Source organism: Paenibacillus sp. GYB003 (assembly GCF_036577625.1).
Taxonomy (GTDB): Bacteria; Bacillota; Bacilli; order Paenibacillales; family NBRC-103111; genus Paenibacillus_AB.
In genome coordinates this window covers 30,889-43,147 of sequence record NZ_JARBDC010000049.1, presented here as the reverse complement: position 1 = coordinate 43,147, position 12,259 = coordinate 30,889, and the positions used below count along the sequence as shown (strand labels likewise).

The window sequence follows — 12,259 nt, the reverse complement described above, 5'->3', positions numbered from 1 at the left end:
GGGCAACCGCCAGCGGGGCAAGCGCCCGCGCGGGCAACCGCCCACAGGGCTGCCCGGGGCTTTCGCTTGCCCGCTGGCCGCCCGGGCGACTGCAAGACGCATTTCATTCCACGATTGTGGTATGAAATGCGTCTTTTTCCTTTCCCGCACAGCGCTCGCACTGGGAGCGACGGTAGATGTCTTTGGAGCCTCTTATTTTCGCCAAAACGCGGCGAAATGGAGAAGTAGCGGACGTTTGGGACCGTTATTCCGGCTGTTCGGCCCGATTTTCCGGTTAACAGCCGGGCATAGCGGTTCCAAACGCCCTCTATTTGCGCAGGCTGCCCGTCCGTCCCCGATTAGCAGCCTCAAAAAGACCTCTATTTGCGTCGAAGCAACCTGCGACGATATTTGTGGTTCATAAAATAAGATATAAACTTTAAACTGATTCATTAAATAAAAATTGACCAAACGAAATCCGTCGTATAATATGATCATCAGAAGGAGATGGCGCGATTTTTGTTTGTTGGTTTATAAAAATAAAATAATTTTATGAACCAACCGCATTCAATCGCCAAAGGGAGGGCGGACGGCCATGCACTCGCGATAAGATGGAAAGAAACGACGCTTGTCGAACAATGGAGATCGAGACGATGAGAAGACGACCGACAAAAGAGCAGTTTCAACAGCAATTGGAGCGGATGGTCGGCGAGCTGCGCGGCGACATCATGGACGGGCGCCTCGCGCCGGGCGACAACCTGCCGCCGGAGAAGGCGTTGGCGGCGCGGTTCGGCATGAGCAACAATTCGGTGCGGGCCGGCCTGGAGCAGCTCGTCCGGGAGGGCTGGATCGAGAAAATCGCCCGCGTCGGCAACCGGGTGGCGGCGGCGCGTCCTCCGGTGAAGCTGAAGCTCGTATGCAACTGGATGCCGTTCCGCAATTTGCAGCTTTCGCGGCTGCTGGACGATTTTCGCCGCCAGTACCCGTGGATACTGGTGGAAGCGGTTGCGACGGGCGGCAATCCCGGCTATGAAGCGAACGACGGAACGCTGTCCGGCGACGTGGTCATGCTGGAAAATTTCCAATTCCAGTACGTCGCGGAGACGGGCGGCCACGAGCTGCTCGAGGCGCTGCCCGTAAAGCCGGAATTGTACCCGCAGGCGACCGATACGTTTACGGTGGAAGGACGGCTTTACATGCAGCCGCTCATTTTTTCGCCGATCGTGCTTTGCTACAACAAGGCGCATTTTCGCGAAAACGGGATGCTCGAGCCGGACGGAAGCTGGACGTGGGACGACTTGATGCGCGCCGCGGAAAAGCTGTCGGACGGCAAAGGGCGATACGGCTTTTGCTTCCACGTGCCGTCGAAAAACCGCTGGCCCGTCTTTTTGCTGCAGAGCGGGGAGCGGTTCGAATGGGACGGCGGACGGCTGCGCAGCCTGCGCGGCACGAAGCTGCTCGAAGGGATGAAGGTGTGCAAGCGGATCATCCGCAACCGCAAAGCGTTTCCGATGTATTTGTCGGAAAATCACGACGATATCGACCGGATGTTTCTCGAAGGCAAAGTGTCCATGACGCTGAGCAGCTACATGGGGATGAACGGCTGGAAGCAGTCGGACATCGAATTCGACGTCTCTCCGGTTCCGCGCATCGACGAAATGCGCACGCTCGTCATTTCGCTCGGCATCGGCGTCGGTCGCGGGACGAAGCATAAGGAGGAGGCGCTGCTGCTGATCGACTTTTTGACGTCCGAGCACGCGCAAAACGTCATTCGCCGGACGACGTTCAGCATTCCGAGCCTCGGCACGGTGCATCTGAACGCGAACGACGCCGAAGGGTACCGCCCGTCCCGCTACATGATGTTCCGGGAAATCATGTCCTCGCTCCGGCCGCACAACGCGCTGAACGTCTCGCACGACGCGATGGGGAAAATGGAAAACGAACTGAAGGCGTATTGGGCCGATTTGCTGGACGAAGACGAGCTGTGCGACCGGCTCGGCAAATTGCTTTCCACGAAAGAAAGCGAATAGACAATCGGGGGGTTCCGATATGAAAATGAAAACGATGCTTATCCCCGCGGCTTGCGCCGTGCTGCTGGCGGCGACCGCCTGCTCCGGCGGAACGCGGGATGGGGGCAAATCCGCCGCCGGACAACCGGGACAATCGAACGGCCAGACGAACGGCCAGACGGAGGTCAAGAAGGAGCCGGTCGAGCTCGTCTTTTATTCGCAGGTCGCCGACTATGACCAGACGTTCATGGAGACGTTCGGCAATTTGATTCAGAAAAAGTTTCCGCACATTACGGTCAAGCATTTGCCGGCGGGCAGCAACAAGGTGGCAGACGTCGTCGCCTCCGGGCAAACGATCGACGTCCTGTTCATGTCGATCGGGCAGGCGGATACGCTGACGACGTACGGCTACCAGTACGACATTTCCGAGCTGATCAAGACGCGGAAGTACGACTTGTCCAAGCTGGAGCCGTCGACCGTGGAGCTGCAGAAAGGGTTCGCGGGCGGCGGCATGTACGGTCTCCCGGTGTTCACGAACACGCTCGGCTTGTTTTACAACAAAAATTTGTTCGATAAATTCGGCGTCGAATACCCGAAGGACGGACTCACGTGGGATCAGCTGAAGGAGATGGCGAAGCGGCTGTCGCGGTCGGAGGGCGGCGTCGATTACAAAGGGCTGGTCATGTCGTCGTCGGCCAACATCGTGCTCAACCAATATTCGGTCCAATACCTCGATGCGGCAACGAAAAAGTCGGTGTTCACGACCGATACGTTCAAAAAAGCGTTCGAGCTGCTGACGAGCGTCTCGCAAATTCCCGGCAACGGACTGAACGCCCAAACCTGGAGTCTCGCCGCCCAGCAAAAAATGTTTTTCCAGGATCAGTCGGCCGCGATGCTGCTCCACTTCGTCGTCCTGTCGCTGTCCACGCTCAGGGACCAGTTCAACTGGGATATCGCGACTTACCCGCAGCTCGCCGACAAGCCCGGCGTCGGTCCGCAATCGTATCCGACTTATTTTTATGTGACGAAGACGAGCAAGCACAAAGAAGACGCCTTTGATGTAATCGCTTACATGACCACGGACGAATTCCAGAGCCATCTGGCCAAAAAAGGCATGCTGCCGATTTTGAAAGACCGGACGGCGGGCATGGCCCAATTCGGCCAAGACGTGCCGACGCTCAAAAACAAAAACGTGAAGGCGCTGCTGCCGGAAACATTCGCTCCGTCCGCGCTGACGAAGGTCGAAATCGTGAAAGGGCAAACGCCCGGACATTCGGCGTTTTTCGAAGCTTACCAAAACGTCGTGCTCGGCACGAAAGATACGAATACGGCGCTTCGCGAGGCGGGCGAGAAGCTCGACCAGAAGCTGGCGGAGCTGCTCAAATAACGCCACCTAGAAGGGAACGGAACCGAATTGTCTTCCGATGAGGAGGTTTTAGGCAATGGGCAAACGCGGCTTGGACAAAAAGGGACTGCTGGCCATCGCCGTCTCGCTGTCGCTTCTGGTGTCGGCGGCGGGTCCGCTCCCCGTTACGCGAGCGGAAGGCGAAGGAGGAGGGGGGAGCGCCTTGGAGCCGATCAAGGCGTATTCGGATAAATGGGCGGTGGCGCCGTTGATCGACGGGGCCGACGCCCCTGTCGTCGACGGCGCGGCGGACGAGGACATTTGGCAAACGGCGGCCGTCATGAACGGCTTCGCAACCGCCTTTTACGAGAACGAGGCGCCGCACCACGCGGAATACAAAGCGGCGTACGACGGCACGTCGCTTTACATCGCGGGCATTCTCGATCGTCCGGCGGCGGATACGCTGGCGCAAATCGAGATCGTCATTCGGCCGGCGGGCGAGAAGGAGTCGTTTTACGCCGTCAAAATTCCGCTCGCTTCGGCGCAGCCGCCGATGATCCAAACGGTGTGGAATCCCGCCATGTACGACATCAATACGTCGGCGGACATCGGACGCCGCAACGTTGCCGATGCGGCTTACGCGACGGCGCAGGACGCGTCCAAGCTGCGCGTGGAAGCGGCCATTCCGCTGGCGTCGATCGCGCCGGGCGGCGTCCCTGCGGGGACGGAATGGGGAATCAACGTCATCCACGTCCATAACCTGTATACGAGCCCGCTCGATTCGTGGGTGCCGGTTCGCCATGCGAATCATTGGCACGAGGGCGGAAGCGGGGCTAGGCTCGTCGGCGACGTTATCGGGCAGCAGCGGCTCGGCAGCTTGTTTTTTTCCCGTTTGCCGGACCGGTTCGCATCCGCGCCGAGCGGCGGCAAGGCGTGGCATCCGGCGCAGGCCGAGCTCGCTTATGCCGGCTTCGCGAGCAAGCGGCTGACGGTCTCTTTGCCGAATGCCGCCGTGACGGGCGACAACGTGAAGCTCTTTTGGCAGGAGCCGGGGGGCGATTGGCAGCTTCTCGCGGTAGACGCATTCGCGCCGGACGGCTTGACCGCGACGATCGATTTTCATCATCCGGCGCCCGCGAAGGACGGCGTATACCGGCTGGCGATCGCGATGTCTCCGGCGGCCGGCGCCAAAACGAAGGTGGCGCTGCTCGCCTTCGACCGCGAGCATATCGTCGAGGCGGGAATCGCCTCTTCCCCCGCCGCGCCGCCCGCACCCGTACGCTCCGTGCCGTGGACGGAGCCGTCGCAGGCCGTTTTGCGCACGATGTCGCTCATTCCGCCGCAGCCGGGCTTCATATTCGTCGGCTTGCCGGAAATGCCGGAGCTGTATCCGCAGTCGCTGTACCAGCTGTCCGCGGACGGGCACAGCCTGATCGCTCCGCGTACCGGCACCGTTTATCCGAACGCCGCTTTTCCGGAAACCGAGCGGCTCGTCGTCGCGAACGCGAAGGGCGAGACGGTCGAAATTCCGTACTACAAGGACGCGGCCGGCGCGAAATATTTCATTACGGCCCATATGTGGTATTTGCAAAAGCAGCGCGCCGTCTCGGAGACGGCGACGATCGCCAAGACGGACCCGTTGGGCGCGGCCCGGCTGCTGCTCCGGTTCGCGGAAGCGTACGCCTCCTATAATCCGACGGTCGATCGGGTCGGGGGCAGCAACCAGATCAACCATTCGGCGAACAAATCGTCCGGCCCTCCGTATGCGTACTGGGGCGGCATATGGGATCGCTGGTGGTACAACGATCTGCCCCAGCTTCGCCCGCTGCTGAACGCGTACGCGGAAGTGAAGAAGACGGACGCGTTCGCGCAGCTTAGCGGCGCGCTCGGCATAGACGTCGAACGCAAAATCGTTCGCGACATGTTCATGCCGTCCGCGGACTACGTGCTTACGCATGTGAACCGGTACAGCAACATGTCGCTGCAGCCCTGGATCGGCTTGATCGCCATGGGCAAAGCGCTCGGCGAGCCGGACTATATTCATCGCGCCGTCGAGTCGATCGAATCGTTTACCGCCCGCATGTATTTGTCGGACGGCTTTTGGCAGGAAGTGACGCCCTCGTACCATATGCAGACGGTAAACGGGCTCCGCGCGGCGCTCGATATGCTGAACGGCTGGAGCGACCCGGACGGGTACGTTTCGCCGCGCACCGGGAAACATTTCGACAATCTCGATATGGCCCGCCAGTTTCCGATTATCGGCCGCGCGCTCGAAGCCGCGAACCGGCTCGTCTACCCGGACGGCAAAGTGCTGCCCGTCATGGATACGTGGGCGTACGAACGAGCGCCCCAGCCGAAAACGGACGAAGGTCCGCTGCTCATGCCGTCGGCCGGAATCGGCAGGCTTTCCGGCGGCCGGGGACCGGGACAGACGATGCTGTACATGGGCTTCCAGCCGAAATACGGCCACGTGCACTGGGATCCGCTCCATTTGAATTTGTACGCGAAAGGCCAGGAGCTGCTCCCCGATCTCGGCTATACGCACAATACGAAGTACCGGTATTTCGCCTTGTCGACGATGTCGCACAATACGGTCGTCGTGGACGGCAAAAACATGGCAGGCGGCGAGTCGTCGAAGCACGGCGGCAATATCGAGTCTTTCGTCGCGGAAGGAGCCGCGTTCCAGGCGATGCGCGCCGCTTACGAGGGGGCGTATCCGGGAACGTCGGAATACAGCCGCGAGCCGTGGTTCGTGCCGTTCCCGGGCGGAACGGGCGAGGACGGCTACGTGCTCGACCTGTTCCGGGTGTCCGGCGGCAGCCGGCACGAGTATACGCTTCAAGGCGACGCGAACCGGGACGCCGAATTCCGCACCGAGCTGCCTTTGACCGATTACGGGCCGTACTTGGTCCCGCCCGGAACCGTCGTCGTCGAGCCGACGAACAACAGCGACAGCGGCAGCGCGGAAGGACATTACCCGGGCTACATTTACGTTCGCGACGTGAAGCGGGCGCAGCTGCAGGACGACCGTTACGAGGTAACGCTCGTTACCGAACAGGACGGCGCGGAGAAGGCGAAAATGAGCATTACCGGGCTGCTCGAGCCGGGATCGAACGAGCTGTATTTGGGCCGCTCGCCGTCGCTTCGTTCGATTCGCGTTCAGGGCCGTTCGATGGACAACAACGACGAAGCCGACAAATACGACATGCCGAAGCTCGTGCTGCGGCGGGACGGAACGAATTTGCAAAGCTCGTTCGTCACCGTGATGGAGCCGTACGCCGGCGAGCGTCCGCGCATCGAGTCGATCGACAAGCTGCAGCCGGACGTCGCGCCGGAAGGGGCCGTCGCCGTCCGCATCGCCTACGGCGACACGATCGACATTTTGCTGAGCAATCCGCATCATCCCGATCAGCCGGTGCAGGTCGGCGACGTCACGATGCGGGGACAAATGGGGTTGATCCGGCTCGTGAACGGAGCGGTCCGCGACATGACGCTGTACGGCGGTACGCTGCTGAAAAAAGGCGCAGCCGAGCTCGTCGGGGAAGGCGCCGTAACCGGAACGGTGACGGGAACGCTCCGCAAGGCGAAGGGCGACGAGCACGACGCCTTCGTGACCGATACGCCCGTATCCCGCGAGGCGGCCGGCAGCTATGTCATCGTCACGCATCCGGACGGCGGCAAGCAAGGCTTCAAGATCGGCGACGTCGTGCCGGTTGCGAATGGCCGGACGGCCATCGTTCTGGCCGAGCACGATCCCGGCTTCGAAGTTCGCGCGGACGGAAGCTCGGAGCAAATGTTTTTCCCTTCGAAGCGGTGGACGGGCGCGCATACGTTCGAGATCGCGAACGTGGAGCATGTCGAAGGGCTTGCGGGCGAGCCCGGCGCGACGCGAACCGGCACCGTTACCGGCTCCGTCTATGCCGGCGGCGCGCCGGTAAGCGGAGCGGCGGTCCATCCGACCGGCTACGCGACGCCCGCCGCCGTTACGGACGGCGCGGGCCGGTTTACGCTCGCGAACGTGCCGGAAGGCAAGCAGCGGGTGACGGTGAGCGCTCCCGGCTACGCGCTGACCGTTTCGCACGCCGTCTATGTGGCGGAGGGGCAGACGGCGAACGTATCGGTCGTCTTGACCGAGAAGCTGCCGCCGGTGCTGACGGACGCAACCCCGATCGGCGCCGCGGTCGGCGATCCCGTTCGCGCGACGAGCTCGGGCGACGGGCACGTTTACTTGGTCCCGGCCGGCACGCCGCGCCAGGCGGAGGCGATCGAGAACGCGGCCGGATCGGTTGGCGGAGCCGTGTACGGCGTCAAAGCCGCGGCGACGGCGCAGGTGCCGGTCGAGCTGCCGACCGGCGGCATGGCCCCCGGCTACTACACGCTGTACGCCGTCGACGAAACGCGGCAGCTCGTGTCGGCCGGGTCGCCGATCGTTCTCGTCTCGCGCGATTTGACCGTCATTCAGGACACGTATTCGCTCGTCCGCTATACCGGAACGTGGCTGAAACTCGAATCCGGCAGCTACTCCGGAGGCACGATGATGCTCGGACGCGAAAGCGGCTCCTATGCGGACATTCCGTTTTACGGGACGTCGGCGAAACTCGTCGCCGATCTGCATACGTCCCGCGGCAAAGGGAACGTTTACGTGGACGGCGTGCTCCAAACGACGGTCGACTTTTACAGCCCGACGATCAAATACCGTCAGGAGCTGTTCGATACGGGGCCGCTCCCCGAAGGGGTGCACGTCATCCGCATCGAGACGACCGGCGACAAGCAGCCCGCTTCCACCGGCATAAACGTTCCGTTCGATTCGCTGCTCGTGTACAAGGACAGATTCGCCTTGTCCGAAGCGACGTCCGGCCCGGTTGCGGCCGGCGAAACGGTTGCGGCGACGAGCCCGAAAAGCGGCATGCTTTATTTGGTGCCGGCCGCCACGGAGGACGCCAGGGCGGCGATCGAAGCGGCCGCCGCCTCGGGCGCCGGACGGTCGGTATCCGTCGCGGCCGGTACGCCCGGCTTGATCGGAACGGCGGGCTTGCCGCCCGGCTGGTACCGGTTTTATGCGATCGACGGCGGCGGCGGCGTTTCCCGGGCGACGGGGCCGGTCGCGATCGTGGACCCGCAGGCGCAGGCCGCGAACGTCGACGACGACGATCCGCTCGTGCTGTATGCGGGCGAGTGGCGCAAGTTCGAGTCATCGCTGTACGCGGGCGGGAGCCTGATGCTCGGCTGGGTGCAGGACGCTTACGCGGAAATTCCGTTTTACGGCACCGGGGCGAAGCTCGTCACCGACAAGCGGACGCCGCGGGGCAAAGGCGCCGTGTACGTGGACGGCGTCTATAAGGCGACGATCGATTTTTACAATCCGACGATCGTCTATAAGCAGCAAGTGTTCGATACCGGGCCGCTGCCGGCCGGCTTGCATACGATTCGGATCGTCGCCGTCTGGGACAAAAACGGTTCCGCGACCGCCTACTACGTTCCGTTCGACGAGCTGCAGGTGACGGCGCCGTAAAAAAATGAACCGGATGGGACCCGGGCGCCGGTACGCCCAAGTCGATCTTGTCTCGACCGGCGCCTTTTTTTCTAAAGAGAGAGGGAGAGAGCATGAACACATACAAAGCGGCCGTCATCGGAGCCGGCATTATCGCCAAAGTCCACATGAAGACGCTGCACGAAAACGAACAGACGAGCTTGGCCGCCGTCGCCGACATCGACGCGGAACGGGCGGGAGCGCTGGCCGCCCCGTACGGCGCGACGCCTTACGTCGATTACCGCCGCATGGTGCGGGAGGAACGGCCCGACATCGTCGTCGTGACGCTGCCGCATTTTTTGCACAAGGAGGCGGCGATCTGGTGCGCCGAGCAGGGCTGCCACGTGCTGCTGGAAAAGCCGATGGCGATGGACGCCGCGGAATGCGCCGACATTAACGCGGCGGGCGACCGCTGCGGCGTCGTGATCGCCGTCGGGCATATGCAGCATTATTTCCCGGCGGTCATGAGGGCGAAGCAAATGATCGAATCGGGAAGCCTCGGCCGGCTCGTCATGATTAACGACCGGCGGCATCATTTTTACTTCAACGCGGAGCGGCCGGCCTGGTTTCTCGATCGGGCCCGTTCCGGCGGCGGCATCGTCCGCAATCTCGGCAGCCATTCGATCGACAAAATCCAATGGCTCACCGGGAGCGCGGTGACGAAGGTGAAGGCGCATCTGACGCATTGCGGCGAACGCGGCGACGTCGAAGGGAGCGGCTTGCTGTACGTGCAAACCGCGTCCGGCGTCCCGGCCGTCGTTTCGCTGTGCGGCTACCATAACGTGTCGGTCAACGAGACCGAGCTGCTGTTTACCGGAGGCCAGCTCAAGATCGGGGGCGCGCGCGCGCTCTGGATCGGCAGCGACGCCGCGGGCTACGAGCCGGTCGACCTGGGCGAAGCGCCCGAGCCGTTCGCCGCGCAATGGCGCGACATGCTGCATGCCGTCGAAAGCGGAAGCGGGCCGGTCGCGTCGGGGGCGTACGGGCAATCCGTCGCCGCCGCCGTGGACGCCGCCTACCGCTCGCACGAGACGGGGGCGGAGCAGACGGTCGAGCCGGTCGGGCCGGGGATATTCGCATAAGCAAGCTAAGCAAGTACGTTTCGGGTGCCGGTTTCGCCGGCATCCTTTTTATTTGGCGGCGTCGGGACGCATGGCTGCAAGCCATTCGTACTTTTGCGCTTAGAAGTCTTTACAGTCTTCTATTTTGCCGAAAACGACGCATATCGCCGAAATAGAAGACGTTCGGGACTTCTATTTTTGAGGAAACGGGCTTGGAGGACGCGGTTTGAGCCAAATACGCCCGAATAGAAGTCCCGAACAGCCGCTAGTCTCCTCCCGGGGCCGATCCCCCGGAGCTTGGCGGACGCAAGAGACTTCTATTTTTGCGAATCGATGTACATCCGGCCCACAGGCAAGCTCCATCATGGTAAAATGGTTAAAACGCGGGGTGAAACCGGCCCTATCCGGAGGCTGGAGCGAGCTATGCGAAACATAACGGAAGAAGAGGCGCGTTTATGATCGAGTGCCCCTTTTGCAGCGTAAAGGAAACGGACGGGCAGCGCATCTATTTTGAAAACGAATACTGTATGTTTCTCCAAAAGGACGGCGAGCAGGACGTCTTGGAAGGAAGCGGCCTCATCGTGCCGAAGGCGCACAAAGAAACCGTGTTCGAGCTGTCCCGGGAAGAATGGAACGCCACGTACGACGTGCTGCGGCAGGCGAAAGAGCTGCTGGACGCCGAGCATTCGCCGGACGGCTATACGCTCGGCTGGAACGTGGGGCGGGTATCGAATCAGGAAATATTCCACGCCCACTTCCATATCATCCCCAGATATCGCGACGAGCCGTACGCGGGCAAAGGGCTTCGCTACTGGCTGAAGCAGCCGGACAATAAGCGGGCGGGCAAGCCGAGCCGTCCGGGCTCCTATTGAATAAACCGGAGGTGCATCCGTTGCCGCCCGTCATCATACGCGACTACGACAGCAGCGACCGGGAGCAGCTGCTCCGGCTGTCGCAAGCTTTTTATGCCGGCCAAGTAGGCTCGTTTTCGTTGGCCGGGCAGATCGACGGCAGTCGGATGAAGGCAAAGCTCGTGATCGGCGATGCCGAAACGGGACAGCTGCGCGTATACGCCCTGTTGGCCGAACAAATGGCGCCGCTGCTCAAATGGCGGTTGGAGCTTGTCGTCGACGATTGCTGCAAGGAAGACCCATACGGCGAACCGTTCGTCGAACGGCGCCATGTCCAGAGTGAACGAAAAGCTCGGTTGGGTCGTAACCGGCAGCGAAATTCGGATGGAGAAAATCGTCAACTCGCGCCGCGGGACGGACTGAACGGCTAATGCGAAATTTAGATCGAAAAAGGAGGAGGCTCCATGCAAACGCTGAAGCAAAAAATTGCGAACAAACAACCGGGGATCGTTACGTACGGGATGACCCCGCCCAAAATCACGAGCACGCCGGAGCAAATCGCGGACATTGCCGAAAAGCAGACGGACCGGCTGAAAGATTTGCGCCTCGACGGACTCCTCCTGTACGACATTCAGGAAGAAGCCGACCGCATGGAGCGGGAAAGGCCGTTTCCGTTCCTGTCGACGGTCGATCCGGGCGAGTACGGCGAGCGCTATTTGCATCGGCTGAACGTCCCCAAAATCGTGTATCGCTGCGTCGGCAAATATACGGAAGCGGAGCTGTCGGAATGGATCCGGGCCGACCCGGAACGGGACCGGTTTGCCGTCTATGTGGGCGCGTCTTCCGGCAAGCAGTCCGTCGCGCTGCGTCTGGCCGACGCATACCCGTTAAGCAGGCGGCTTAACGGGCGTTTGACGTTCGGCGGCGTCGTCATCCCGGAAAGGCATGCGAAGCATCGGGACGAACATGTGCGCATCGTCGCCAAAATGAACGAAGGGTGCGCCTTTTTCGTTTCGCAGGCCACGTACAACGTCGAGGCGACCAAAAACATGCTGTCCGATTATTACTACCACTGCCGGGACAACGGCATCGGCATGGTGCCGATTTTGATCAATTTCGCGCCGTGCGGCTCCGCGAAAACGTTGGAATTTATGAAATGGCTCGGAATCAGCATTCCGAAATGGCTCGAAAACGAGCTGCTCCATTCCCACGACATCCTGGACAAATCGATCCGGCTGTCGCAATCGATTTTCGAGGAGCTGCTCGATTTCGGGCTCGAGAAAGGAATTCCGGTCGGATGCAGCATCGAAAGCGTCTCGACCCGCAAAGTGGAAATCGAAGCGTCCGTGCAGCTGCTTGCGCAGCTGCAATCGGCGATCGACCGCCGGCTGAAGCCGGATTGACAGTATCCCTTCACTGCAACGGGCATAACCGACCTCCGGGTCGGTTTTTTTGCGCGGACGCCAAATCGATTATAACGAATT

General features: G+C 61.4%; 7 protein-coding genes. All 7 read left to right on the top strand.

Annotated features, from left to right (window positions below; translation table 11 throughout):
- Positions 1 to 632: 632 nt before the first annotated feature.
- The 7 genes from PV407_RS16595 (at position 633) to PV407_RS16565 (ending at position 12,178) form a co-directional block, all read left to right on the top strand.
- Complete coding sequence (locus tag PV407_RS16595; protein WP_332091036.1) at positions 633 to 2,009, top strand: extracellular solute-binding protein; 1,377 nt, start codon at positions 633 to 635, stop codon at positions 2,007 to 2,009.
- A gap of 19 nt (positions 2,010 to 2,028) precedes the next feature.
- Positions 2,029 to 3,375, top strand: a complete 1,347-nt coding sequence (locus PV407_RS16590) for an ABC transporter substrate-binding protein (RefSeq protein ID WP_332091035.1) — start codon at positions 2,029 to 2,031, stop codon at positions 3,373 to 3,375.
- A gap of 1,126 nt (positions 3,376 to 4,501) precedes the next feature.
- Entirely contained in the window at positions 4,502 to 8,845 is a 4,344-nt protein-coding gene (locus PV407_RS16585; protein WP_442951669.1) for a carboxypeptidase regulatory-like domain-containing protein, read from the top strand.
- Between the two features lie 92 nt (positions 8,846 to 8,937).
- Positions 8,938 to 9,945: a Gfo/Idh/MocA family protein gene (locus tag PV407_RS16580; RefSeq protein WP_332091033.1), complete on the top strand. Its 1,008-nt coding sequence runs from the start codon at positions 8,938 to 8,940 to the stop codon at positions 9,943 to 9,945.
- 434 nt (positions 9,946 to 10,379) lie between these two features.
- Positions 10,380 to 10,796, top strand: a complete 417-nt coding sequence (locus tag PV407_RS16575; protein ID WP_332091032.1) for an HIT family protein — start codon at positions 10,380 to 10,382, stop codon at positions 10,794 to 10,796.
- Positions 10,797 to 10,816: 20 nt separating this feature from the next.
- Positions 10,817 to 11,206: a hypothetical protein gene (locus PV407_RS16570; RefSeq protein ID WP_332091031.1), complete on the top strand. Its 390-nt coding sequence runs from the start codon at positions 10,817 to 10,819 to the stop codon at positions 11,204 to 11,206.
- A gap of 33 nt (positions 11,207 to 11,239) precedes the next feature.
- The gene (locus tag PV407_RS16565) at positions 11,240 to 12,178 is read left to right on the top strand and encodes a methylenetetrahydrofolate reductase (protein ID WP_332091030.1); all 939 of its coding nucleotides are present in this window, start codon (positions 11,240 to 11,242) and stop codon (positions 12,176 to 12,178) included.
- Positions 12,179 to 12,259 lie beyond the last annotated feature (81 nt).

Coding starts and splice junctions, on each gene's coding strand:
- PV407_RS16565 (WP_332091030.1), top strand. CDS start 11,240: ATGCAAACGCTGAAGCAAAAAATTGCGAACAAACAACCGGGGATCGTT.
- PV407_RS16575 (WP_332091032.1), top strand. CDS start 10,380: ATGATCGAGTGCCCCTTTTGCAGCGTAAAGGAAACGGACGGGCAGCGC.
- PV407_RS16585 (WP_442951669.1), top strand. CDS start 4,502: ATGTCTCCGGCGGCCGGCGCCAAAACGAAGGTGGCGCTGCTCGCCTTC.
- PV407_RS16595 (WP_332091036.1), top strand. CDS start 633: ATGAGAAGACGACCGACAAAAGAGCAGTTTCAACAGCAATTGGAGCGG.
- PV407_RS16590 (WP_332091035.1), top strand. CDS start 2,029: ATGAAAATGAAAACGATGCTTATCCCCGCGGCTTGCGCCGTGCTGCTG.
- PV407_RS16580 (WP_332091033.1), top strand. CDS start 8,938: ATGAACACATACAAAGCGGCCGTCATCGGAGCCGGCATTATCGCCAAA.